Annotated in this window: 23 protein-coding genes and 1 pseudogene; 17 read left to right on the forward strand and 7 right to left on the reverse strand. The window is 35.1% G+C overall.

What is annotated here, in order from left to right; all coding sequences use genetic code 11:
* The 4 genes from N2Z72_07775 to N2Z72_07790 form a co-directional block, all read left to right on the forward strand.
* Window positions 1-265, forward strand: a 265-nt coding sequence (locus tag N2Z72_07775; protein ID MCX7697572.1) for a hypothetical protein, incomplete at its 5' end; no start/stop codon positions are given.
* Window positions 266-267: 2 nt separating this feature from the next.
* A complete protein-coding gene (locus N2Z72_07780) occupies window positions 268-1,566 on the forward strand; it encodes a hypothetical protein (GenBank protein MCX7697573.1) in 1,299 nt (432 codons plus the stop codon).
* 39 nt (window positions 1,567-1,605) lie between these two features.
* Window positions 1,606-2,283, forward strand: coding sequence for a hypothetical protein (locus N2Z72_07785; GenBank protein ID MCX7697574.1), 678 nt, complete (start codon window positions 1,606-1,608; stop codon window positions 2,281-2,283).
* Window positions 2,284-2,312: 29 nt separating this feature from the next.
* Entirely contained in the window at window positions 2,313-3,743 is a 1,431-nt protein-coding gene (locus N2Z72_07790) for a hypothetical protein (GenBank protein ID MCX7697575.1), read from the forward strand.
* 375 nt (window positions 3,744-4,118) lie between these two features.
* On the opposite strand, the pseudogene N2Z72_07795 reads toward N2Z72_07790, so the two are convergent.
* From N2Z72_07795 to N2Z72_07805, 3 genes and pseudogenes are all read right to left on the reverse strand, one after another.
* Window positions 4,119-5,360, reverse strand: a pseudogene (locus tag N2Z72_07795) (glycoside hydrolase family 57 protein).
* The gene (locus N2Z72_07800; GenBank protein MCX7697576.1) at window positions 5,357-6,646 is read right to left on the reverse strand and encodes a glycosyltransferase family 4 protein; all 1,290 of its coding nucleotides are present in this window, start codon (window positions 6,644-6,646) and stop codon (window positions 5,357-5,359) included. Before N2Z72_07800 ends, N2Z72_07795 begins: the two are co-directional and overlap by 4 nt.
* Window positions 6,643-8,595: an amylo-alpha-1,6-glucosidase gene (locus N2Z72_07805; GenBank protein ID MCX7697577.1), complete on the reverse strand. Its 1,953-nt coding sequence runs from the start codon at window positions 8,593-8,595 to the stop codon at window positions 6,643-6,645. The genes N2Z72_07800 and N2Z72_07805 overlap by 4 nt, the downstream gene beginning before the upstream one ends.
* A 172-nt stretch (window positions 8,596-8,767) precedes the next feature.
* On the opposite strand from N2Z72_07805, the gene N2Z72_07810 reads away from it, so the two are divergent.
* From N2Z72_07810 to N2Z72_07840, 7 genes are all read left to right on the forward strand, one after another.
* The gene (locus N2Z72_07810; GenBank protein ID MCX7697578.1) at window positions 8,768-10,195 is read left to right on the forward strand and encodes a TolC family protein; all 1,428 of its coding nucleotides are present in this window, start codon (window positions 8,768-8,770) and stop codon (window positions 10,193-10,195) included.
* Window positions 10,192-11,469 carry an efflux RND transporter periplasmic adaptor subunit gene (locus N2Z72_07815; GenBank protein MCX7697579.1) on the forward strand — a complete coding sequence of 426 codons (1,278 nt, stop codon included), beginning with the start codon at window positions 10,192-10,194 and terminating at the stop codon, window positions 11,467-11,469. The genes N2Z72_07810 and N2Z72_07815 overlap by 4 nt, the downstream gene beginning before the upstream one ends.
* A gap of 1 nt (window position 11,470) precedes the next feature.
* Window positions 11,471-12,163, forward strand: a complete 693-nt coding sequence (tsaB, locus tag N2Z72_07820) for a tRNA (adenosine(37)-N6)-threonylcarbamoyltransferase complex dimerization subunit type 1 TsaB (protein ID MCX7697580.1) — start codon at window positions 11,471-11,473, stop codon at window positions 12,161-12,163.
* A gap of 93 nt (window positions 12,164-12,256) precedes the next feature.
* On the forward strand, window positions 12,257-13,510 hold the full coding sequence (locus tag N2Z72_07825; GenBank protein ID MCX7697581.1) for a hypothetical protein: 1,254 nt from the start codon (window positions 12,257-12,259) through the stop codon (window positions 13,508-13,510).
* The gene (locus N2Z72_07830) at window positions 13,510-13,890 is read left to right on the forward strand and encodes a MerR family transcriptional regulator (GenBank protein ID MCX7697582.1); all 381 of its coding nucleotides are present in this window, start codon (window positions 13,510-13,512) and stop codon (window positions 13,888-13,890) included. Before N2Z72_07825 ends, N2Z72_07830 begins: the two co-directional genes overlap by 1 nt.
* Window positions 13,850-14,563 (forward strand): ABC transporter ATP-binding protein, encoded by a 714-nt coding sequence (locus N2Z72_07835; protein MCX7697583.1) that lies wholly within the window; start codon window positions 13,850-13,852, stop codon window positions 14,561-14,563. The genes N2Z72_07830 and N2Z72_07835 overlap by 41 nt, the downstream gene beginning before the upstream one ends.
* Window positions 14,560-15,117: a cob(I)yrinic acid a,c-diamide adenosyltransferase gene (locus tag N2Z72_07840; protein MCX7697584.1), complete on the forward strand. Its 558-nt coding sequence runs from the start codon at window positions 14,560-14,562 to the stop codon at window positions 15,115-15,117. Before N2Z72_07835 ends, N2Z72_07840 begins: the two co-directional genes overlap by 4 nt.
* Here the strand turns inward: N2Z72_07840 and N2Z72_07845 are convergent.
* From N2Z72_07845 to N2Z72_07855, 3 genes are read right to left on the reverse strand one after another with little or no spacing between them, the layout of a single operon-like run.
* Window positions 15,112-16,086, reverse strand: coding sequence for a hypothetical protein (locus tag N2Z72_07845; GenBank protein ID MCX7697585.1), 975 nt, complete (start codon window positions 16,084-16,086; stop codon window positions 15,112-15,114). The two genes, N2Z72_07840 and N2Z72_07845, sit on opposite strands and share 6 nt — an antisense overlap.
* On the reverse strand, window positions 16,067-18,961 hold the full coding sequence (locus N2Z72_07850) for a PD-(D/E)XK nuclease family protein (protein MCX7697586.1): 2,895 nt from the start codon (window positions 18,959-18,961) through the stop codon (window positions 16,067-16,069). Before N2Z72_07850 ends, N2Z72_07845 begins: the two co-directional genes overlap by 20 nt.
* 1 nt (window position 18,962) lies before the next feature.
* On the reverse strand, window positions 18,963-19,679 hold the full coding sequence (locus N2Z72_07855; GenBank protein MCX7697587.1) for a sugar phosphate nucleotidyltransferase: 717 nt from the start codon (window positions 19,677-19,679) through the stop codon (window positions 18,963-18,965).
* Window positions 19,680-19,972: 293 nt separating this feature from the next.
* Here N2Z72_07855 and N2Z72_07860 point away from each other — a divergent pair, with 293 nt between their 5' ends.
* From N2Z72_07860 to rfaE2, 5 genes are read left to right on the forward strand one after another with little or no spacing between them, the layout of a single operon-like run.
* Complete coding sequence (locus N2Z72_07860; GenBank protein ID MCX7697588.1) at window positions 19,973-21,361, forward strand: aminopeptidase P family protein; 1,389 nt, start codon at window positions 19,973-19,975, stop codon at window positions 21,359-21,361.
* Window positions 21,362-21,374: 13 nt separating this feature from the next.
* The gene (locus tag N2Z72_07865) at window positions 21,375-21,995 is read left to right on the forward strand and encodes a riboflavin synthase (protein ID MCX7697589.1); all 621 of its coding nucleotides are present in this window, start codon (window positions 21,375-21,377) and stop codon (window positions 21,993-21,995) included.
* A 2-nt stretch (window positions 21,996-21,997) separates the two neighbouring features.
* Window positions 21,998-22,345 (forward strand): aspartate 1-decarboxylase, encoded by a 348-nt coding sequence (locus N2Z72_07870; GenBank protein MCX7697590.1) that lies wholly within the window; start codon window positions 21,998-22,000, stop codon window positions 22,343-22,345.
* A gap of 5 nt (window positions 22,346-22,350) precedes the next feature.
* Window positions 22,351-23,367 (forward strand): flippase-like domain-containing protein, encoded by a 1,017-nt coding sequence (locus tag N2Z72_07875; protein ID MCX7697591.1) that lies wholly within the window; start codon window positions 22,351-22,353, stop codon window positions 23,365-23,367.
* 19 nt (window positions 23,368-23,386) lie between these two features.
* Window positions 23,387-23,833: a D-glycero-beta-D-manno-heptose 1-phosphate adenylyltransferase gene (rfaE2, locus tag N2Z72_07880; protein MCX7697592.1), complete on the forward strand. Its 447-nt coding sequence runs from the start codon at window positions 23,387-23,389 to the stop codon at window positions 23,831-23,833.
* Window positions 23,834-23,835: 2 nt separating this feature from the next.
* Here the strand turns inward: rfaE2 and N2Z72_07885 are convergent, their stop codons facing one another.
* Window positions 23,836-24,843: an FAD:protein FMN transferase gene (locus tag N2Z72_07885; GenBank protein ID MCX7697593.1), complete on the reverse strand. Its 1,008-nt coding sequence runs from the start codon at window positions 24,841-24,843 to the stop codon at window positions 23,836-23,838.
* A 678-nt stretch (window positions 24,844-25,521) separates the two neighbouring features.
* Between N2Z72_07885 and N2Z72_07890 the strand changes: the two genes are divergently transcribed.
* Window positions 25,522-26,136, forward strand: a complete 615-nt coding sequence (locus tag N2Z72_07890; protein MCX7697594.1) for a hypothetical protein — start codon at window positions 25,522-25,524, stop codon at window positions 26,134-26,136.
* The last annotated feature ends 72 nt before the right edge of the window (window positions 26,137-26,208 follow it).

The raw sequence follows: 26,208 nt of genomic DNA on the forward strand, positions 1-26,208 counted from the left end.
GATGTGTATAAGAGACAGCCCTAATACACCTAAGTATTTGCATACTCTTCGCATGCCTCCATACAGACGTGTAGACATTGGATTTTCTCGTTCGCTTCCATTTAAAAAAATTCAAGCATGGGCAACCTTGGAAGTTTTTAACCTTCTTAATATCAGTAACACCATCTCTCATCTCTGGGTTATGGATGTTAACGGACGTCGATATGCTGTGCCCAATTACCTTACACCTCGACTCATTAATTTGCGTTTCATAGCAAATATGTAATCATGAAGCACCTATTAAGCATTTTTTTTTCCAGCTTAAGTTTATGTGTTATATCCCAAAATCAGGTACTGAGGCCACCCATTGGGACATATTCACAACCTGAAGATGCTGAAATTAAGCTTACTCTTATTGCTCGTTTTCAGAGCTATGAAAAATCTACAAAAGACAACATGGATTTCTATGATCCTGATATCGTTTCACCTAAATCGGTTGCTTTCTTAGAAGAAAAAGGGAAAATTTACATCAACAGCTTAGAAGGCTTTTGTACGGTAGTTTATGATACTAAAACGTTTAAGAAGCTAAAAACTATTCGTCATGAATTTACATTAAAAGATCAAAATTTGTTTATTGAAAAGAATTGTTGGAACTATGTTTTTAGAAATGCACCTGGTGATATAAATGTTTTTCAAGGAAAACCTGTTGAGATGTGTTTTTCTCATAATAAGAAATACCTATGGGTTACTTATTATCGTCGTAGTTACGATACATATAGTATTAATCCTTCAGCCGTAGCTATCATTGACACAGATAAAGACAGTATAATACGAGTCATGATGACTGGCCCGATCCCGAAGATGATAACAGCCTCGCCCGATAATAAATACATTGCCGTTACTCATTGGGGTGATAATACAGTAGGAATTATTAATATTTCCTCTAGCGAAGTAAAAGATTTTTTTCATGAAAGATTACTCGTAGTTGATTACCAGTCTCATTACACCCCAACGATGGGACAAGAAGTTGATCGAGACAAAAATTGCGGCCTCTGTCTACGTGGAACTGCCTTTACTACCGATGGTAAATATTTGCTAGTGGGCAGGATGGGTGGTGGTGGAATTGCTGTTTTTGAGACTCGTCACTGGAAATATCTTGGGACTATTTTTGGAACCCGACCTAACGTAAGACATTTGATTGTTACCTCAAAATGGCTTTACCTGACTTCCTCACGAACAGGTTTCGTTCAGAAAACCTCCATCGAAAATTTTCTAAAATTTGCACTTGATAGTAATCAAAAAAATAAAACATATCATCAATGGCAAGAAGTGTATGCTGGAGCAGATCCTCGAACTATGGTACTTTCCCATGATGAAAAATATATTTTCGTCGCTTGTAATGGCAGTAGTAGTATTGCAGTCATTCGAAACAAAGATATGAAAAAAATAGCCGAGATTCGAACTAATTCTTTTCCCGTAGGTCTAGCTATTAGAAAAGGTGACTTTACACTCATTTCTACTTCTCAAGCACATCCTGGTGTTGGTGGTGGTAATTCTGTCAATGTTTTTTTTGTAAAATATAGATAATTTTTCTTTTTTGTTGAAAGAAATTTTTATTTTTGTGTCATGAAAATCAAATTAGATTATAATTTCATCATTTATTTCATCCTTTTCTTATTTCATGGTATTATTATCGCCCTTATTCTCTTGTTTTTACTTAATCAAACCAAAAAACAATACGAATATCGTCTCTACAGTGCTGCTCAATCTGTCGGATGTATTGTTCATCAGAAACTAATCAATGATGCATATCAAAATATTGAACAAGACATTATCGAATATGATTCTCTTCTTCAAAAGGCCAATCGAATAGCTGCCATTCATGAGGTGACTTACGTCTACGTTCTAATCATGAGAAATGATTCAATTTTTTTTGTTATTTCAAGTTATCTCCCTGAGGATATTCATAATGATCTCGTTACTTATTTTATGGATTACTATGTCGAAGCCCCACCTATTTTTAAAGAAGTATTTTTAAATAAAAAACCTGTTACATACACCAATATCATTGATTCTTGGGGTTCCTTCTATACTATCATTCTTTACCGCGAAACTCATACTGGTCATCCTTATCTTCTTTGTGCAGACATAGATAACACAGAAATAAAAAATAAGCAATTCACCATTATAATTCTAATTCTTCTATTCTTCGGAATAGTCATGATACTGATTTTCCTTTTTATTATCCATCGGGAAAAGATTAGGATAAAAAAACAAATAATTCAAAACGAGGAAAACCTTTAACTTTGTTTTACACAAACTTTTATGAAAGCATGCATTTGAAGAAATTGATTTTGCTGGTATATTTTCTAATAGCCCTTTTTTTTTCTTGCCAGAAAGAAAAGATTCACGGTGATATCAGTCAAATGAAATTTTCCAATGATACTATCGTTTTCGATACTGTTTTTTCCACTGTTGGCAGTACAACACGATGGATTAAAATTTTTAATTTAAGTCAGCAGACACTCCGGATTGAACGTATTTATTTGAGTCATGGAACAAGCAGTCAGTTTAGAATTAATTTGAACGGACTTAAAGGTGTTTACTTTGAAAATTTTGAAATACTACCTCGAGACAGCGTGTATTTATTTGCTGAAGTTACAGTTGATCCTACCAATGATAAAAGTCCATTTATTGTTGAAGATTCAATCATTTTTGAAACCGCCGAAGGAATCAAAAAGCTTTTTCTAGTAGCTTTTGGTAAAAATGCTTATTTTCACTACCCTACCCATCCGCAAACTAATTATCTACCAGCATACTCATTAGTTTCCGGCACATGGAAAAATGATAAACCTCATGTCATTTATGGTTATGCCGTAGTAGATGAGGATTGCACTCTTGTTATTCCGGCAGGGACTAAGATCTATATGCATCACAATGCTGTATTATGGGTTTACAAAGGTGGTACATTAAAAATTCTCGGAACTCCCACTCAACCTGTGATCATTCGAGGCGATCGTTTGGATCAATACTATCGTGATTTGCCTGGGATGTGGGGAAAAATATGGCTTTCAGCTGGAAGCATAAACAACGAAATTCATTATGCAGACATCCGCAACGGACGAATTGGTATACAAGTCGATACTATCGGGAACTCACCCAATCCAACACTGACCATGAGCAACACCATATTAACCAATTTTAGCACGGCAGCTTTCGTAGCACAAGGTTCCAAAGTATATGCCTATAACTGTGTCTTTGGAAACGCTGGTTACTTTTCCATTTTGCTCAATATTGGTGGAGACTATATATTTAAACATTGCACTGTGGGAAACTTCTGGACCACTTCAACTCGAACAACACCCGCTGTTTTGTTAAACAATTATTACAAAGACATCAATGGTAATTGGCAAATACGAGACTTACATCAAGCTTATTTTGGTAACTGTATCATTTATGGAAATCTGGAAAATGAAATCGGTCTTGACAAGTTCCCATCCCAAGGAGCTTTCAATTATACCTTTGATCATTGCCTTGTGAAGACCAAACTTACTCCTGCCGGATACAACTTTAATCAATGTCTATTCAATCAAGATCCTTTGTTTTACAGAACTGATAGTACGAAATTATGGTTAAAAGATTTATCACCTGCCATCGACAAGGGAGATCCTCTTATTACGGGTCCCATCGGATCAGATATCCTAAATAACCCACGTTGGGTGGGAAGTTTTCCCGATCTTGGAGCCTACGAAAAAACACCTTAAGGTTTTCTCTTCAATAAAACAATAACTTTTTAGTTTTATTAAGATCTTTGGTGGTGATTATTTTTTTCTCGATGTTTTTCTATTAGATTTCGAAGTTTTAGCTTGTTTTCTAGCAGAAGTTTTGGAAGTTTTTCTCTTCTTAGAAGAAGGTTCAGATGCCTTTAATTGCTTTTCTTCTTCTTCTTGAAATTTTTCTTTGGTATCCTCTTTCTTTGCGGATGAAGAAAGTGTTTTACCTCTTGTTGTTTTCTTTACTGAAGTTTTTGAAGTTTTTCTTGTTGATGGTTTATCCGTACTTGTTTCATGTTCAGATTCTTCTTCTGAAGATAATTGATCAATTGCTTTAGTGGTTTCAATATGTTTGATAAACTCAAATTTTGCAATACGCAAAGCAAAGTCGCTGAGAACATTCATATAATTGATATAGGCTTCATACGGTGATCCGTAAGGATTAAAGTACTTATGCACGTCACCGTCTGCAAACCATTTTGTGCACATATAATAAAAATGATCAGAAGTTTGAAGTCTTAGCCAATCCCGCTGAAGCTGCTCCAGCTCATCTTTAGCCAACACTGTCGAATCAGGACCAAGATAGGAAGAGTATTCTTCGAAAGTTTTACGGATTTTTTTCATTTCAAGAGTAAAACTATACAAAGAATTAAAGGCATCTTCTTGAAGATCGTTACCAAGCCATGCCGTAAGATCTCGTTCTTCATCAGCCCATGAGATTGGATATGGAACATGGATAGGCGAAATGGGTTGCAGATGGTTAGCAACTTCAGTTGGAGTAGCAAAAACGAAATCGGAATGTGCGAAAACAAAATGTGGTAAGGCACGCATAAAATCAAAAATACCAGTTTCAGGCCACTGATGTTCCCCAAATGTTTCGTAATCCATAAATAGATTGACAACTTCTTCTCTTTTATCAATTTGATTGAGCCAAGCTACGTACTTTTCTGCTGTCAATGGCCACTGATCCCAATCTCTATTAGAAAATCTGAAAGCAATATCGTCACTTAAACGGAAATTCTTCAAAAGCAACTTAAGCTTAGGATTTCGAACGTTGTAGTAAAGATAGTTGGGACTGCGCCAACCTAAAATATGTTTTGCTCCTTCCGTTAGCATAATATCATAACCAAGGTTGTAAACAGTTTCACCAATGTAATCAGAATAGATAAGTTCAGTATTTCGAAAAGCAGTACTTTTATAACCAATCAATTCTTGAAGTATTTGTTGCTGCTTGTGAACTTGAGAAGCAAATTCTTCTTCATCTTTAAGCACTACAAGAGAATGACTATATGTTTCTGCCAAAAACTCAACACAACCAGTTTCTGCAAGTTGCCGAAAGCTTTCAATCACTTCGGGAACATAGTCTCTAAATTGTTCCAAGGCTACACCTGATATAGAAAAACTTACTTTAAAACGTTCCCCATATCGTTGAATTAGTTCAAACAGAAGTTGGTTCATAGGAAGATAACATTTCTTCGAAACTCTCTGTAAAATGTATTTATTCTGAAAATCATCGTAATAATCATGACGATGCCCAATATCAAAAAAACGATATTTTCGTAGTCTGTATGGTTGATGAACCTGGAAATAAAAGCAAATATATCTCATGGTTGTTTATTTTTTAAAGTTTGATATATTTCAATAATCCGGGATGCAGCATTGTCCCACCGAAGTTGTTCCACTTCTTCTTTTCCAAATCTTTCAAACATAATAGGGATAGCTTTGTAGTTGAGAACACCATGTATGGCGTCGGCTATTGCATCTATATCCCAAAAGTCGACTTTGATAGCATGGTTCAAAACTTCAGCCACACCAGATTGTTTCGAAATGATGACAGGAACACCTATTCGCAAAGCTTCTAGAGGAGAAATCCCAAAAGGCTCTGAAACACTAGGCATTACGTATACATCCGAAAAAGCATACATCAAATCCACATCCTCACCACGTAAAAAGCCAGTAAAATGAAATTTATGACCAATCCTGTAACGAGCAACCATTTGCACGATGCGATTAAACATGTCGCCGCTACCAGCCATTACAAACCTTACATTTTCATCCTTTTGCAATACTTTTCTAGCAGCTTCTACAAAATAATCTGGACCCTTCTGAAAAGTGATACGTCCTAAAAAGGTAACAACTTTCTCAGGAAATGGCTTTTGGAGGCGACCTGCTAATTTTTTCTGAAAAGCATCTGCCCCATTATGTACGGTGGTTATTTTAGCAGGATCTATATGGTAACGTTCAACTACAATTTTCTTGGTCCAATTTGAAACGGTAATTATATGATCAGCTTTTAACATTCCTTCTCGTTCAACGTCATAAACAGCTTGGTTGATGTTTTCACCAGAACGGTCAAATTCAGTAGCATGCACATGGATAACAAGTGGTTTACCAGAAACTTCTTTGGCAGCAATACCTGCAGGATATGTTAGCCAATCGTGGGCATGAATAACATCGAAATCCTCTTTACTTGCAAGAGCACTTCCTATCAAGGCATAACGAGATATTTCAAAAAACAGATTAGGTCCGTATGAACCAGAAAAAGTATATTTGAAAGAAAAAATACTATTTGTCTGAAATTCTTCTTTCAGTTGCTTAAAATCAAGCATAGAATAGTTTTCGGGAGAAACATAAGGAATCACATGCGAAGCAATTTGCATGAATTTAACGTTTTTCCAGTATTCTTTGAGTTCTCCTTGTTCAATATCGATCACAATGTCCGAGGCATTAATTAACCTCCATCCCGATTGATCTTCATCCCCATACAAACGAGGTACAACAAAAATAACTTGACATTGTTTTTTTGCTAAAGCTTTAATTAAACCATAACATGCTGTTCCTAAGCCACCAGCAATGTGAGGAGGAAATTCCCAACCAAACATGAGTATTCTCATGGTAACGATTTTAATTGATCAATGATGTATTTTATTCGCATGACTTCGGCAACACTCCATGCTTGTGAAATGGCACCACCAGGTTTATGAGGTGGATCACCTGAAAAAACTTCCCCAATGGTTCCTACACCGTGTTCAAAAAGAGTGGGTTCCATGCCATAATATATCCGCTCTAGTTCTGTGATTGCATTTTTCTTATAAATTTTAGCATATGCATCAGCATAAGCACCTAACAACCATGGCCAAACCGTTCCCTGATGATAAGCTAAATCTCGTTGTTTGATGGGACCTTCATAAGTTCCCTTATAACCTTCATCGTTCGGACTTAAAGACCTAATCCCATAGGGGGTTAATAACTCGTTTTTTACTTTTTCAATAATCAATTGTTGAATTTTTTCACTAAGAGGTGAATATGGCAGGGAAGCAGCAAAAAGCATATTGGGACGTACTTTCCAATCTTTATAATCATAAAAAACATAATCGGCAAGATAGCCACGAGATTTATCCCAAAAAGTTTCCTTAAAGGAAATGGGAATTTTTTTATAAATATCGTTCCATTGGGAAATGGTTTCTTGATCTTGTACTTCCTCAGCTAACTCAAGTAAAAAGCCAATGGCATTATACCATAGAGCATTGATTTCTACTACTAACCCCGGTCGTTGTGTTACTGGAACACCATCCACAATAGCATCCATCCATGTCAGTGCTTTTCCAGGCTGGTAGGCAAAGAGCAAACCGTTTTCTAACATATAAATGCCTTCAGCTTTTCCACTACCCAGTCCATTTAGTATGTTTCTCAGGATGACACTATAATCTTTCCAGATTTGTTTCTTGGGAATATTGCCCATCAAATGCAATTGTTGAAGAGACCAGAAGAACCATAGTGGTGCATCTACACTGTTGTATACAGCTTTTCCACCCTTACCAACGTTAGGAAATAAAGGTCCTTCCAAATCGTCGAGCATAGTTTTTATCACATCCTGAAAAATTTTAGTTTTTCCCCGAGTTAATGTAAGACCAGGCAAGGAGATGAACGTGTCCCTACCCCATCGCCCAAACCATGGATAACCCGCAATAATCTCTGTTTTTCCATCTCGAGACACTATGAATTGATCAGCTGCATTAATTAAACAGTTTTCGTAACTATTCCTTGGCGTACGTTTCCTCAGTTCCATGGAGTATGCTACCGATATTTTGTTGGGATCAATGGGAGTAATACCAACGGATAAATAAAGTGGACTTTTTTTCACGAGGTTAACTTCAAAATATCCTGGCGTGTAAAGGTCTTCATGACCTTCATATCCTCGCTGTAATTCTTTGATGTACTCGAAATTATACCACCAATCAGGAGCATGAATGTATTCTACTTCACGAGAAAATTGAAAATGAAGGTAACTATAACCTACATACATCCGTAGTTTAATACCACCCGGTATTTTAGTGTATTTTTTTTCTACATATGTATTAGCTTTTGATAAATGATGTCTTTGGCGATATGCAAGAAAAGGACGTATACGTATCTTTGTAGGGCTATGTGCATCCAATAATGTGTAACGAATGATCAACCTATCATCAGATGCAAGCATCATTTCCTTCTTAAGTTGAACCCCGCCTACTCTATAATACAAAGCTGGTATGGGATCCGACTCAAAATCAACCAAATACTTATGACCCCTTGGATACCATGTATCTCCGGCAAATTTATGCAAAGCAAGATTGAATTCTGCTTCATGCTGAATAATGGTTTCATCTAGAGTAGAAAGCAACACATGTAGTTCATCGTCGATGGCAGGTTGAGGACATATTAGTAAACCATGATATTTTCTTGTATGACACCCTATGATGGTGGTACAAGCAAACGAACCTGAACGATTAGTGCGTATAAGTTCTCGATTTAGAGCATATTCGAGATTGGTTAACTGAGATTTTTCGAATCGTAGATAGCTCATAATCTGCAAGAATTTATTTACAAAATTACGAATTTAAATCATTTCCGAACCTATAAATTAAGTTGAATTAATAAAAAAATTAAACGATTTTTTTGTTAATGATTTTTTAAACGTTTTTGAATTAAAATTCGCATTAAAATAAAAATTTAACTTTGCCAAACATTTGAAAAGCATGAAAAATGTACTTCAATTCATACATGCGATCATTTTTACGAGTTACATCTCTTGCCAACCAACTAATTGGACTCTTTCTCAATGCATAGAGTACGCTTACAATCACAGCTTAGATTTACAGCTACAACAAATTAATACCCAAATCTTACTTGCTCAAAAAAAACAAGCTTTATATTCATTTCTACCTACCCTTTCAGGAAATTTTTCCCATGCTTATCAATATGGAAGAACCATCGACCCATTTACCAACGAATTTGCTCTCGAAAATGTTCAAACCGACAACGTATACCTTTCTGCTGATCTTTTACTTTTTCAAGGATTTAGACTGATCAATCAATGGAAAAAAAGCAAGTTGGAATATGAAAACGCACAAATATCAACCGAGATAAGAAAACAGGACATTGCCCTTGCCATAGCTACAGCATATCTTCAAATACTTTTCTATACGGAGGAATATCGAAGATCTCTCAAATCATTAGAAATTACTCTTCAACAGTTGCAAAAAGTTCGCATAGCTTTCGAAGCCGGACAAGTACCTCGAGATAATTTGGTTCAAATGGAAGCTCAACTTGCCACGGAAGAAGCTCAGCTACTAAACTTTCAAAATCAACTCCAGCTAGCCAAACTTACATTGCGACAACTGATGAATTTACAAGACACAACAGGATTTACCATTGTAATTCCCGATGCTATTTCGCTTCAAGACACTAACCTACTTTTAAATTACACAGCTGAAAGCATATATCAACTGGCATTACAACATCATCCCCTCATTTTACTGGCAAAAAATAACATTCAACTTGCCATTTATGATCTTAAAATTGCTCGTTCTTCACTTTATCCCGTACTTCGCATATACAGTTCTTACGGAACAGGGTATTCATCTGCCCGAAAACAGCTCAGTGATATCACCGTATCAGGATTAGACACGGTTGGAATCACCACTGAGTCACCGTCTGAATATGTTCTTATGCCATCGTTCAGCTATTCCTATGAAGTTATACCTTTCCGTAATCAATGGGAAGACAATCTCAACAGAAGTATTGGACTGACTCTCTCAATACCACTATTTCATCAATTTTCAGCCAGAACAAACATTTCCATAGCCAAACTCAACCAACAAAATAGAATTGTTCAACTCGAACAACAGCAGTGGGAATTGAAAAAAAATATTGAAAAAGCTTTTTATGATGCTCTTGCCGCTAAAGCTAATTATAAAGCAGTATTAAAACAATCAATGGCTCTTGAACAGGTTTTTAATTCAACACAAATTCGCTTTGAGACGGGTAAAGCTACTCCTTTCGAATACAATGATGCAAAAATGAAATTTCAACAATCTCTTTCAGATCTCAATAAAGCTAAATTTGAATTAATCTTTCGCATTAAAATCCTTGAATTTTACATGGGGAAAGAATTAAATATATGAAAATAAAAAGAAAATGGTTCATATGGGGGGGAATCACATTGTTAATCCTTTTGATAGTTTTAAGACGTTTTCAAGTCATTGGTTCCCCACCTGGTATTAAAGTTGCCGTTGAGGAAGCTACATTACGTAATATTTATGAAACCGTTTCCGCTTCGGGCAAAATACAACCTGTCAAAGAAGTAAAAGTGAGCCCCGACGTATCTGGTGAAATCGTAGAAATTTACGTCAAAGAAGGGCAAACCGTAAAAAAAGGTGACCCCTTAGTTCGAATCAAACCAGACCTATACAAAGCTAATTTCGATCAGGTTTCTGCCAACGTGCAAGTTCAAAAAGCTAATTATCTTAATAGTGAAGCAAGGCTAAATCAAGCAAAATCACGTCTGATCACTTTGGAACAGGCATATCTCCGAAGTAAAACTCTTTTCGAAAAAGGTGTCATCAGTCAGGCCGAATATGATGAGGCATACATGCAATATTTGGTAGCAAAGGCTGAAGTTGAAGCAGCTAATCAGGCATTAGAAGGCGCAAAGTTTGCCTATAGAGGAGCACTAGCATCTTTGAACGAAGCTTCTAACAACCTAAGCAGGACCATTGTGTATGCTCCTCTTGATGGTGTAATAAGCAGATTGTCGGTTCAAGTTGGTGAACGAGTTGCTGGAGCTTCTCAATTTAGTCCTGGAACAGAAATTCTTCGCATTGCTGATCTGAGTATCATGGAAGTTCAAGTTCAAGTTAACGAAAATGAAGTTGTTCGAATTCATGTAGATGATACTGCCCATATTTACGTTGATGCTTATCCCCGACAAATTTTCAAAGGTAAAGTTACCGACGTAAGCCTTTCAGCTATTAATTCCACTCAAATTACTACCGCTGAACAGGTTCCCAATTTTCAAGTTAAAATTCGTATTCAAACGAGCGATACTACCGATCAAAAATTGTTATTCAGACCTGGCATGAGTGCCACGGTAGATATTTTTACCCACGTGGAAAAAAATGCGCTGACTGTACCTATTCAAGCTGTCACCAGCCGAAGCGATCTCGAAAAGGATTCTAACAATTCTCATATACCCAACGAATATGTATTTGTTGCTGAAAATAATAGAGCCATTTTACGAAAGGTAAAAACAGGAATTCAAGATCAAAAGTATATTGTCATTCAGGAAGGGATCAAGCAAGGTGAAAAAGTGATTGTTTCTCCTTATTCCGCTATTTCTAAAATCTTAAAAGACGGATCTCGTATAAGAATTGTAGATAAAAGCAAACTTTTCGAATAACATGAGAAAGTTTATTCTTCACTTCGAGACATCAGGTATTCCATCCAGCTTCGCTATAGGCGAAAAAAATGGTCAGGTATGGCAATGGGAATTACCTTCAGAATCATCTAATTCTTCTGTCTTATTACCCTTCCTCGATGCTGCTTTCAAACAACTAGAGATTAATCGGGATTATCTTCTTGCCATCTCTTTGTCCAAAGGCCCCGGTTCATATACGGGACTACGAATTGGAACAAGTACTGCCAAAGCACTTTGTTATGCTTGGGATATCCCACTCATCACTATACCCACACTTTTTATTATGGCAAAAGGGATGCAACAACTTGCATGTTCCGAAAAAGATTTGTTGATTCCCATGATAGATTTTCGCAGGATGGAGGTTGTTTATGCAGTTTTCGATAAGAACTTAAACCTTATCAAGCCTCAGACCAACATCATACTTGATGAACATAGCTTTGAAGAATTCAAAAATTATAATCTCATTTTAGGTGGTAGCGGTTCTCGCAAAGCACGCCTAAATTTCAAACACTCACAAATACAATTTGCCGATCTTATCGTACCTCAAGCAAAAGATGCTATTTCTCAAGCATTCATTTTGTTTGAAGAAAAAACATTTGCCGATGTGGCATATTTTGAACCGGATTACGGAAAAGAATATCTTGCTAAAAAAAGTAAAGTCAAAGGTTTATTTTAATTTCTAGTATTTTCTCTAAGTTTATGTATGGTATAACATTGTTTTTTTCACAAATTTGTAAAAATAAAATATAAGCTCATGCAAAAAAGCATCATGTTGATTTTGTTAGGGGTGTTACTTTCAGTTTCATGCCAACACTCTCGACACAAATTAATGAACTGCGGCAAACTCAACACAGATACCTTTCTATTGGATGAAGACACCATCCTCACGCCCTACTACCTTCCATCCACATGTGGTCAAAAAAAACAATTTCCTACCTTGATCCTCATTGATCCTCAAGGCAAACCTGAAAATCAAATGCTTTCTTACATTTCTCTTGCTGAAAAACACCAATTCCACCTGATAGGCTTTAAATCCTATCAGAATGGAAAAAATACGATTGAACTCATAAATATCTTCACCCATTGGTGGAAAAGGGCACAAGAAATTTTTCCCATAGATACTTCACGAATCTATATGGCTGGTTTTTCAGGCGGAGCCAGGTTTGTTACTTTACTGGTGCAAAAAAATCTCATTAAGCCTAGAGGAATTCTTCTTGCTGGATGGGTAACTCCAGAAATTTTGAACTTACCCATGACTATGGTAATGACTTGCGGAATACGAGATTTTAATTATGAGCATTTCTTAAATATTTTTACCCATTCCCTTCCACTTCATGTTCACTTTATTTTCTTTGATGGCAAACATCAGTGGCCCGATACACTTGTTTTAGAACAAAGTTTTTCTTTACTTAACTCAAACCCTACAATTTTATCTGTCGAAAACATCACACAACAACTCAAAACATGGATGAATGAAAAAAAATGGGAACTTGTTTATCTCAATTTACCATACCTATCATCTATTCTTAGCAAGAAATTTCTCGATTCAGTACAACTTATTCTCAATCAAGAATTTTCATTTGATATATACTTAAAGAATTTTCAGTTTGAGCAACAGATTCGACAAAATTTGCTCACTCATATTTCGAATGGAGATACCAATTTTTTCAAAACATGGCTTGATTCTATCAGTCAATTAGAAAGAAAGAATATCCAATTTACCGATTACAATAAATTAGAAAGACTTAAATCGTTTGCTGGAATAGCACTTTATTCAATCACTAAGAATGCTCTTGATAAAAAACAATCATCGATATGGTCATACCTTCGAATGTACGAAATACTTGAGCCCAACAATACAGAAATGATGATATTACATGCTGCATTTTTCTCCGAGCAAAAAAAATGCAATCAAGCAAAAATTTGGTTAGAAAAAGCTTATCAAAACGGTTTCGATGATCAAAAACGATTAAGACAAATGCCTGAATTTATGTTTTGCAAATCGGAATTATTCAATCGGTAATGAAAAAAAGTAAAAAACTTTTTTATTCTATCCAAGAATTGTGCGAACGCTATCAAATTAAGCCATCCACTCTCCATTACTGGGAAAAAGTATTTCCTATGTTGAAACCAAAGCGCACTCAGAAAGGAAATCGCATCTACACCGAAGAAGACATTTTATTGCTTGATATGATATATTTCTTAGTTAAAGTAAAAGGTTACACTCTTAAAGGTGCACGAGAAAAACTCGAAGAAGAAAAAGATAAGATCAAACAAAAAGCTTTCGTTTTCCACACATTATTAAAAATCAAAGTATTTTTGATCAAACTTTTACATGCCATAGAAAATCAGAGTAAACCGAATGAAAAATCAATCCCTCATCATTCTCAAGGAAATAACTAAAATCTATCGACTTGATAAAGTTGAAGTCCCCGCCTTAAATGGCATCGATCTTGAAATCCAACAAGGTGAATTTGTAGCTATCATGGGACCTTCCGGATCAGGTAAGTCGACTTTAATGAACATTATCGGATGCCTCGACAGCCCTACCAGTGGAGAATATTATCTTCATCATAAGCTCGTTAGCAATATGGATGACCGTGAATTAGCTCGAATTCGTAATGCTGAAATAGGTTTTGTTTTTCAAACTTTTAATTTACTTCCTCGCTACACGGCTTTGGAAAATGTGGCCTTGCCTCTTGTTTATGCTGGAATCCCAAATGCTCAACGAGAAAAACGTGCCCTCCAATTGCTTGAGATGGTGGGATTGTTAGAATGGAAAAATCACAAACCCAACGAATTGTCTGGTGGTCAAAAACAAAGGGTTGCAATTGCTCGTGCCCTTATCAATAATCCATCCATCATCATCGCCGATGAGCCTACAGGAAATCTTGACTCTAAAAGTTCAGCTGAAATCATGCAACTTTTCCAACAAATTCATGCTCGAGGTAATACCATCATTTTAGTAACCCACGATGAAAAAATTGCTCTTTATGCTCAACGACTTGTGCAACTTATGGATGGAAAAATTATTAACGATAAACCAATCAATCAAAGTTCATCCATTTCTATATGAAAAAATTCAAGATCTACACCAAAAAAGGTGATTTCGGCAAAACAAGTCTCATCGGTATGACCGATTGTAATAAATCACATCCTCGTGTAGAAGCTTATGGAACTCTCGACGAACTTGCATCTTTTGTTGGTTTACTACATGACTCCATTCACTTCGATGATATAAAGCAAAAACTTCTAGATATTTTAGATGATATTTTTACACTTGAATCACATATTGCAACATACCCCACCGCCAATCCTCAACATTTACCTTCATTTGAGTCTTCTCGGACTCAAAAGCTCGAAGAATGGATAGATAAAATAGAAGAAGAACTTCCCGAATTGAATTCTTTCATTTTGCCCATAGGTCATATGGTGGTTTCTCTTTCTCATGTTTGTCGAGCCATAAGTCGGCGTGCAGAAAGAAAGTTGGTGGCCATACACGAACTAGAAGGAATCAACCCGATTTACCTTTCTTATATGAATCGACTGAGTGATTTCTTTTTTGTGTTAGCTCGTTACCTAAGCATACGTACTCATTCTCCGGAAATTCCATGGGCGCCCAATTCATAGCATCGCACAAGGTGATATATTCCAACATTTTTCGTGTGGAATAATATAAAATCCTATTTCCCAAGCATGTTTGTAAGGGTATTTGAAGTCCATGAAACTCATTGGTAAATCGTAAGAACCTGTTATTTCTAAGGATAATGATTTTCGTGCTTTTCCATATATTCTAATACCACTTGATAAAACGAGATGATTAGAAAGCCTGTAATGTATTCCCACTTTTAGACGATCCCAATAAAAGTAATGAATTTCAGGGAAAAGTATAGCATAACTTCCAATGACAAGCTCGGTTTGATTTGAATAACTGACTAACCCATTCAATACGAGATGAATATTTTTGTTGTATTTTACTAAAGCTCCTCCGTGTAAATGCACGGTTCTTCCTGGAAAAATCTCATTTTTTTTTCTAAAAGGAAAGAGTAAATGATACCCAGCAATTCCAATCTGATATGCAAGATATTGATCTTCTTGCCAGCAAAGAATAGAATTCCATCCAAACAACACACCTGCATTGACGTCAAATAAAGCTTTCATTCCATCACGTAGAAAACCTAATTGTAAACCAAAAGAAATGACGCTGTCTTGATATCCACTTTTATTGAATTTTTGCAAAGAAAGACTAAGGTAATCAGCAATGAAATATGCTCCATTCATATTTCCACGACGTCGGTCGTCTAGAAATCCAAAACCAAGCACCCACCCACTAGGTTGTTTGTCTTTGGCATACTTACCCACCTCTTTATAAAATATTTTTTTTCCCACAAAATAAGTTGTTGACCAGTTTGTTCGGTCAGTATCGTTACGATAAAGACGAATATCATAACCAAGCTTCCATTTGGCTGGAATGACCCCTGTCAATGCCGGATTTAGTCGCATATCACGCATCCAAAAATGACTAAATGTATATTGTGAAAAACATACTAAAGCCGTAAACTGATAAAAAAACAAAAATTTAAGCACCTTTGAATGCATAGCAAATGTTTTGATATTCACAGTAATAACATTTTCCAGGAGAAGGAGTTGCATCCCAAAGATTCTCTGATACATACTTTTTAAGAATCTTTTCCGTGAATAAATTGTGAAATTGAGCATAAAATGCTTCATCATATCCATCTAATTGATTTGAACCCACTCCACGATCTTTAAGAAATTTTATTTTTTTGAACATACCTCCTTTTCGGTTAGCAAGTAAAACTACCAACTCACATTTAATGGGATATGTATTACCTTTTGCAAAAGCCTTACGTTGTTGAAGATCCATGTGCAACAACATTGCATAATACAGCAATTGAGAACGATATCGATGATTAACAAATTCTGTCAAAAATTTGTTTTCATTAATTTTTCCTAAATTAAAATTTTCTTTTAATTGCGAAATTAGCTTAAAATCACGTATTATCCATACATCATCTTTTTCTTCTACCAAATCGACTATCCCTTTTAATTCGATTACGACATTTTCTATATCTATGGTAGCCTTCAGTCGCTTTTCTGCTTCCAGCATCAAGAAATTACCTCCTTGATCTTTCATATTCCTAAGAAAGTTTTCGACCGCCTCTTTTACTTTTTGTCTCATCAGAACATTAAAAGAATGTTCGTATCGCGATAAATTTTCTTCTTTTTTAAGAAAACTTTCATCTATTATTGCAATAACATCAGCCAATTTATCTTGAAAATTAGTCCAAATTTTCTCCCAAGTTTGAAAATTTTTCGACTCATCAATGATTTTTTCAAGAATTTTATGAGCGTAATTACCGAGTTCATTTGGCGCATATTCTAGCGACACCTCTTCTTGGGGTTGAATTTTCTCCACATACTTCAAAGCAAATTTATATGGGCAAACGACGTAATCGTACAATTCACTAAATGAAAGTTGGAGTGGTTTTTCGTTATTTATCGGTATCTTGTCATGATCATTCAATTTTTCAATATATATGCTTGTTGAAGCAAGAGATGAATGTTCATATGAGTACTCACTTCCATGTTTTTTTAACCACGGGATTAATTCATACTCCAATTGCTTGATAAAATGAGATGGTTCCTTTCCGTAACGCTCATCTACAATATTGTTGTAAAGTATTTCTACGGTTTTAGCATGCTGTAGTAGTCGATAAAATAGATATGCATACTCCCACTTTAAAAAAAGAGAGATATTCATATCATATTTTTCCCTTATCTCATAAGGGATATATGATTCTTCCACCATATTGATAGGCCATGAACCTTCATTGAAACCCAAAATAAAAACATGATCAAAATCGAGAACAGCGGTTTCCATAGGACCGAGAACTTGCAAACCTTTCAATGGATCACCTTTTAATGTTACGTGAATATCTTTCAATTCTTGCAATACGATAGACCAAATTGAAACTTTGTCAATATTAAACTCTTTTAGCTTATTCTTAATAGTTTCAATCACTTGTACTACTTCTTCGATGGCCATTCTTTCTAGCTCATTTTCTTCACCAAATAACCCATGTAAGATACTTAATATGTTTGTTAACCAACCATATTCATCCTCACATGTTGCGGGACTTTCCTCATCCCCAAAAATTAAAATAATGTCTTGAATTAACGTCCGACTGGCAAATTTTTGGATGATACTTTTTATCTCATTGTAAGGATATTTGCTTATAAAAGGACGATCTTTCAGAAAAGATTGAATAGTATTCTTTTGCTCGCCCAACATTTCCAGTACAATAGGATGAAGTAATACGCTTTCCAGTTGTTCTCTAGATATGGTTCTTTTTTCGAGTACGAGTTTCTTTAATTTAATAAGTTCTTTAATAAATGAAAACACCATAGTAAACCTTAAAGGAAAACCCATGGAGAAATTGGTTATGCAAGCAATTTCGGAAGGCAAAGCTTTTAATAAGGGTAGCAAAAGATGAATATCGGAAAGTATTACTGCTGTTCTAAATAATTTATCTTTATTATGATGAAAAATGTCTTGTAATTTATTGACCAAAAAACTTACTTGGTTGTAGCCTAAAGGTATCCCGTAAACCTGAATTGTAATTGCTTTTTCCTGAAAACTACTGGTTGTTTTATGAAAAAAATTTTTTTCTGGAGAATTTAAAATAACCTTATATGCCTTACCAGCTTCATGTTCAGGTAATTCTTCTGAAATATAGTACGGGTCATGATCCACGAAGAGTTTTACTTCAGCCTGGCAACTGCGAAAATATTCAAGTGCAGCATGGAAAATTTTTCCATGACTAATTACATTAACCAAAAAAATGTTTCTATAAGGAAAAACTGGATAACGCTGATTTTCTATGAAATCTCTTAATGCTAATTCGAGATATGCCAAATTGTTTTCAAGCAATACTTTTTTAAATTTGGTATGTATGTTATTTAGTTTTTCAAAAAATTCGAGAAAATTTTTTTCACCTTCTTTCATTTCTTCACCCAACTTCCAAAAAAACAATTTCCAATGTTCTAAAGCTGTTAAAAAAAACTTATGTTCATCCAACATAGCAAGATCAACTCTACGAAAATCTCCGTAAACTTTTTTCAAGACAAACCATGTTTCATCCAACGTCTTATCTTTAAAATACGTTATGTTTTCTTTTAGCGATAATTCGTAAAGCATCATGATAGCAGTGGTCGTTGAAACACTTACTCGTCCGGTGATGTGAAAAACAAAATCATCCCAAGCTAGAACTGTAGGGAAAAGATATGTTTTACCGTCAGTATTGACTTTTTCAGCAAAATATTTTAGAAAGAATAAGCAACCACGCTGGTTAGGAAAAACAATACAAGACTTGATGTTGAATTCAATGGGATTGACTTGGTATTCTTTTTGGTCGAGATAAAAGTCTATAAACTCGCTGATAAATTTCATTTTAAAACGTTTTACTGATGGAACACGCCAACTTGATGTTATCCAAGCTTCCCACATCCACCCACCAATCATTTATTAGATGGGCTTTGATTAAATAGCCTTTGTGATGTACCATTTGAAGTAACTTGATAAAACTATAATTTTTTCCAGTTTCACATTCTTGCAAAATGCTTGTTTTGAAAATACTTATACCACAAAAACCATATGCTAGAAAATGAGTAGATTCTTCAACTTTAAGCTCTTTTCCATTGCCACGCCAACCAATCCATCGCAATGTTTGTGCATCAAATAAAAGCTCTCGAGAACTGTGTCGTTCCTTAACCACAAGTAAGACATCACATCTAGCTCCATGCCATATCTCAATTAAAGTTTCCAACGATAATCCACTAAGGACGTCCACATTGTGAATGAGAACATCATCGCTTCCCTTCAAAAAACTTGCAGCCTGGACAATACCTCCACCCGTTCCCAGTATTTCGAAGCGTTCATCAGAAAATATGATTGGTATTTCAGGGTAGTTATACAACACATGACGTTTTACCATCATGGGAAAATAAAATAGATTAATTACGAGTGGTGAAATTCTACTTGCGATCATCTTTTGCAATACAAAGTCAAGAAGTGCCTTTTGTCCTAACCGAAAAAGTGGCTTAGGTCCTACGTAAGTATACGGTGCCAATCTAGTTCCTAAACCAGCAGCTAGTATAATACCCTGCATTTTTGCAGTAAACTTACAAAAAAAATACCTACATAAAAAATAAAATATGTAGACTCGCTCAATCCATAACCGGAACATTGCGAAAAATTTTCTGCATATATAAACGTCTGATCTAGCTTTATTTTATTTCACTTTCAGGATTTTTTTCTTTAGTGAATAGGTACATTCCATGTGAAAAGAGTAAAAATATTCTTTCATGGAAAATCTTTTTAATGGATAAATTATAAAACTATCATCCACAAAACCTTTTCGGATATTTAAAAAAAACTAATTTTGAAAACAAATCAACTCTTATGTTGACATTTTCAGAAAACGTTTATACATCGAGAAGAGAAAAGTTATTCACTTTAATTCATACTGGCATAGGGATATTTTTTTCGAATGAAATGCTCCCTATGAACTATCCCTCCAATACTTTTCCTTTTCGTCCGAATAGTAGCTTTCTATATTTTTTTGGAATTCCACTGCCTTCTATCATAGGTATGATAGATTTTGACGAAAAAAAAGTCATGCTTTTTGGTGATGATGTTGATATAGAAGATATCATTTGGATGGGTAAGCTTCCTACGCTGAAAGAACTAGGTTCTTTATCTGGGGTCGAACAGGTTTATCCTTTAGATAAGGCCGAAGAATTTTTGAAAAAAGTAATTTCACAGAAGCGTTTTGTTCATTTTTTACCACCGTATCAGTACCCACAACAATCATATCTTTCATCGTTGCTTAACATACCTATTAATGAAGTAAAAAAACTTGCTAGCTCTGAACTTATTAAGGCTGTCGTAGCTTGTCGTTCTGTTAAATCTAATGAAGAAATTCAAGAATTGAAAAAAGCAGCCGACATTGGTTATCGGATGCATCTAGAAGCATTCCGAAGAGCCGTAACAGGAACCAGTGAACAAGAAATTGCTGGTATTCTTGAAGGTATAGCATGGGCTTACGGAAAGGGTCCTTCTTTTCCCATCATATTGACCCAACGAGGGGAAATACTTCACAATCATCATCACGATCAATTACTTCAGGATGGTCGACTACTACTTATTGATGCTGGAGCCCAAGCAAATTCGTATTATGCGTCGGACTATACTCGAGTTATTCCTGTCAACGGTAGGTTTTCCGATCGACAAAAAGAGATATATCAAATCGTTTTAAATGCATTAAATCATGCCATCAGTCTTATTCGTCCAGGTAAGTATTACAGAGATATTCACTTAGAAGCTTGTAAAATCATAGCTAAGGGTTTAAAAGACCTCCATTTACTCAAAGGAGACGTAGATGAAATCGTTGAGGCAGGAGCCCATGCTCTGTTCTTCCCGCATGGCTTGGGACACATGATAGGTTTGGATGTTCATGACATGGAAGATCTAGGGGAAAATTTCGTTGGTTATGACGAAACCATTCAAAGAAGCCATCAGTTTGGCTTAGCTTACCTCCGACTTGCTCGTCAATTGCAAGAAGGTTTTACCTTAACAGTGGAACCAGGCATTTACTTTATTCCACCCCTAATTGAAAAATGGGAACAAGAAAAAAAATTCAAAGATTTTATTGTATACGATGAAGTAAAAAAGTGGATCGGATTTGGAGGTATTAGACTCGAAGATGATGTGGTTGTTACTCCAAATGGCTGTGAACATATTGGAAAGCGCCTTCCCATTATTATCGAAGAAATTGAAAACATATTATAAAAAATATATATCTATGTTTAGTGGAATTGTCGAAACAACGGGCGAAGTTGTTAAAATTAAACAAGAAGGGACCAACATCCATTTTTATATTAAGACTCCTCTCGCTAAAAAATTAAAAGTCGATCAGAGTCTTTCTCATGACGGTGTATGTTTGACTGTTGTCAAAGTCCAAAAAAAGAAAGAAACTTATAAAGTTACTGCCATCCAAGAAACATTGGAAAGAAGCAATCTCAAATTTTGGGAAGTTGGTTATCAGGTAAACCTTGAAAGAAGCTTAAAAGCTAATGGTAGATTCGACGGACACATTGTTCAAGGTCACGTTGATCAGACTGCAATATGCACTAAAGTGGAAGAACTAGACGGCAGTTGGAAATATTATTTTGAATATGATCCTTCTACTGGTCATTTTACTGTTCCCAAAGGCTCTATTTGTGTAAACGGTGTGAGTCTGACTGTGGTGGATAGCGAACCTGGTAAATTTTCTGTAGCCATCATTCCTTATACTTTCGAGGTAACCAATTTCAAAAATATCCAAGTAGGGACGGTCGTTAACCTCGAATTCGATATCTTAGGTAAATACATGCAACAATTATTTAAGCAATATTACGCATCACAACTGCCTCAAAAAGAATAAGAATGAAAATTCAAATCCTTAAGAGTAAGATTCATGGTGCTACTGTTACAGAAGCCCGTATTGATTACATAGGCAGCATTACCATCGATGAAAATATCATGAAGGCCGCTCAACTCCATGAATACGAATGGGTTCATGTTTTTAATCTCAATAATGGCGAACGTATTGAAACGTACGTGATCAAAGGTCAATCCGGCAGTGGTACCATATGCCTGAACGGTCCAGCAGCTCGAAAATTTTTGCCAGGTGATCGTATCATCATCATTTCAACTTGCTATTTGGATGAAAAAGAATTGGAACATCACGTACCTATACTTGTTTTTCCTAATGAAAAAAACCAAATCATTTAATATCTGTGATCAAGAGAAAAACTTTTTTACAGTTATTGCAGGCTATTTTTTTTCTATCCATAGGCTTTTTTCTCATTTTTCTTTTTTGGAACAGACTTACTATTGCTGAACAAGAAAAGGTGATTGAGAATTTTTTTTCAGCTAATCTTTGGTGGATTTTCCTTGCCATGATTTTAGGTATTCTTAGTCATTTGCTACGAGCGATGCGATGGAACCTTCTTATGGAAACACTCGAATATAGGGTTCGCCTACATGAAAGTTTTTGGGCAGTGATGGCGGGTTATTTTTTCAATCTTGCTATTCCTCGACTTGGCGAACTGATGCGTTGTGTTTTTCTTGCTCGCAAAAAACGACAACCCCTTGATGGAATCCTCGGAACCATGATTTCGGAACGTGCCTTTGATTTAATATGGTATGCTCTGCTCTTTCTAATATCCCTATTATTCTTTATTCATATTATTTCTAATTATCTTGTTTTTTATGGATCAAAATTTATCATTTCTTTACAGAAAAACTGGAAATTATGGTTGATTGGCTCCTTGGTTCTAATGATATTGGTAGGGTTATTTGTTTCTTATTTACGAAAGAAAAAGCCTCAACTTTGGCAAAAAGTCAAAAATTTTCTGAATAATACTTGGAAAGGTATTGTTTCAATTTTTAAAATTAAAAAATGGTATTTGTTTTTCTTTTATTCCCTTGCTATATGGATTTTGTATTGGCTGATGATCTATGTGGTATATTTCTCGTTACCTTCTACGAGTCAATTGCCTCCTGATTCGGCATTAGTTGTACTTATGTTTGCTACCATTGGGATCATGGTAGTTCAGGGAGGAATTGGCATCTATCCTTTGATTGTAGCTGAAATTCTAGCTCTTTACGGACTTCCCCTCTCTGAAGGTTACGCTCTTGGTTGGCTCACATGGTCAGCTCAGACACTCGTAGTAATTATCACAGGTATTATTTCAATGATTTATTTTTCATTTTCGTCTCGCTATGAATTCAAAAGCTCACATACTGCATAAAATTATTCATCGTCATAATGTGCAACATATCTTTCAACAATTAAAAAAGAACGGAAAGAAAATCGTTTTTACCAACGGATGTTTCGATATCGTGCATCCAGGGCATATACATTATCTCATGGAAGCGTCTGAACTAGGAGATATTCTTGTTGTTGCGATTAATAGTGATGACTCAGTCCGACGACTCAAGGGTCCTACTCGCCCCATCATTCCCGAAAAAGAACGTTGCCTGCACATGGCAAGTTTTGAATTCGTCGATTATGTATTGATTTTCGATGAAGATACACCCGAAAATATCATCAAACTTATTCAACCAGACGTCCTGGTAAAAGGAAGTGATTATCGTATAGATGAAATTGCAGGTGCAAGTTACGTCTTACAGCAAGGAGGGAAAGTCATTACTATACCTCTTATCGAGGGCTATAGTACCACATCCTTACTTCGAAAACTTGATAAAAAATCTTAAAATTATTCTATCAGATACTTTTTGAAACCGTCGGTCATGTCGGTTAGAAGATTTCCGTCTTTATCACTATAAATGAAGAAAGCATCTACAAAGGGGAATTTCTCTTGAATCAATTTTTTTGCTCTTTCTCGCCCCATCACTAAAAAAGCCGTAGCTAGAGCATCAGCTTCGGTACAAGTGGGTGCAATAACAGTTACCATAAGCAAAGAATGTGAGACAGGGTACCCTGTATGAGGATTGATAGCATGACTATATTTTATACCATCCTTGACATAAAACTTTCTGGTAGTTCCTGACGTAGCAAGGGACTTATTAATTAGTTTTACCTTTCTATATACTTCTTGTGGATCGTTCGGTTCGTTGGTTGGTCTTTCTATCCCTACAATCCATGGCTTACCATCCGGTTTGGTACCAGCTGCTCGTACTTCACCTCCTATTTCAATGAGATAATCCCGAATACCCTTCTTTTCAAAAAATTGTGCGAGTAAATCGACACTATATCCTTGCGCAATAGCATTAAGATCTATATGTACACAAGAATCATCAAACTTTATGTAATGATCAACGAGGCGGAATTTTCTAAAACCTATGCAACGTCTTATACTATTGATGGTTTGAGAATCTGGCAAAATATCGTTTTTTCGGTAGAACCCCCACGCTTTAACCAACGGAGCCACAGTTGGATCAAAATAACCTTCTGTTGCATTAGCATATTTTAAGGATTGCTCAAGTAGATCCTTCATCATATTACTCAAACTATCAGTTGATCGTTGGTTAATCCTTACAAGTTCAGAAGAATCTACATAGAGCGAAGCTATAAGTTCAAACTGACTCAAAAGACTATCGATTTCTCTTTCTCCAACCATAGAATCTGCGGCAAACCAAGTAATGTGATAAAAAGTTCCTTGAGTTTCGCCTGAAATAAAATACTTTTTTGTCTTATCTGAACAAGCTTGTGTAACTGACAATAATATACCACAGAAGAAATAAATGTATATGCAATTTTTCATACCAACAAAGGTAGGAGAAATATAAACATAATTAGAGCTCTATGTTTATATCTTTTATAAACAACTTAAGCAAATTACACATAATGAAAAAATCAATAAGATGATGTTAAGGAAGTTCAAAAAATAGTCCATTTGATGATCACGTGCAAAATACAACCGTGCATGATTAATGTATATGGGCTGTTAGAAGATCCCAATTCTTGTTAATGATGCTAAGAAATATTGACTAATTTTATGAAATTATTCCTATGCAAAAAAATGAAAACATTGGATTAAAGATATCTTATTTTTACTATTTCTAACTGCTGAAAGTAAAAATGAAATATCAAAAATTTGAACTATTAAAAAATAGGAAAAGTTTTTGTACATGGTGATAGTAAAATCCTTACAATAATAAACTTTAAAATAGAAATTATGGGATTTTTAATAATAAACTGAAAAGTTAAATTTGATGTTTCTAAATAAACTAGCATATCATAAGCAATTCAATTTTTATATATGATTGATTTTATGTAATTCAAATAAACAAACAAAGAAATGAAAAGATTGGAACATGAATGAAACAAGTTTGTAATTATAATAAAAATGTAACTGTATGTAAAGTTATTTTAAAATAATAATAAAAAAATTTATGATTATTTCAATCATGTAATTGTTACATAATATATTTGTAAAAAAATGAAAAAATTATTGTTTTTATCATGTGTTATTTTTTGCTTGCAACTGAATTTATGGGCGGATTCCCCTTTAACTTCCACTGATTTTTGGGAAGCATATAAGGACGTTTACATAATCCAATTAGCTCAATCTTCTGGTGGACAACTCAACAATGAGCTTTGTTCATATTTAATCAATGAAAAGAATCCCATTGATGTGAAAATGGCCTTAATCAACTGCTTAGGGTGGTCAATACAGGGTAAAACCAATTCGATAATTTTTTTAAAATATCTCTCTGCACACACTAATTTAAAAAATGAAAAAAAACTAAAAACAAAAGGAAGTGATTACCTATTATTATGTTATGCATATTTAAAAGCCATGGATAATTACTTTAACGTCCAAGAGGCTTTTGAATGGGCAAAACTTGCATGCATTAAGAATAAGAATACAAGTTTTACATTTGCAATGATAAGAAGCTTAATTGAAGCTCAAATACAACTTGATATTAACTGGTGTAATGTTTACAAAGTAGTTAACGAAGTCATGAATGATCATAATCTCCTAATGGATATGAGGGAAGAAGCTATTGAGATCATTTGGGCATACATTTCTCTTTACGAGGATACTTGTTAACAAAAACTTGATCCAAAAAAATAAATGATGTAAATTTGCATAGGTAAAGAATAAAGAGATAGTTCTTTGAAT

Source organism: Bacteroidales bacterium (assembly GCA_026418905.1).
Classification (GTDB): Bacteria; Bacteroidota; Bacteroidia; order Bacteroidales; family DTU049; genus JAOAAK01.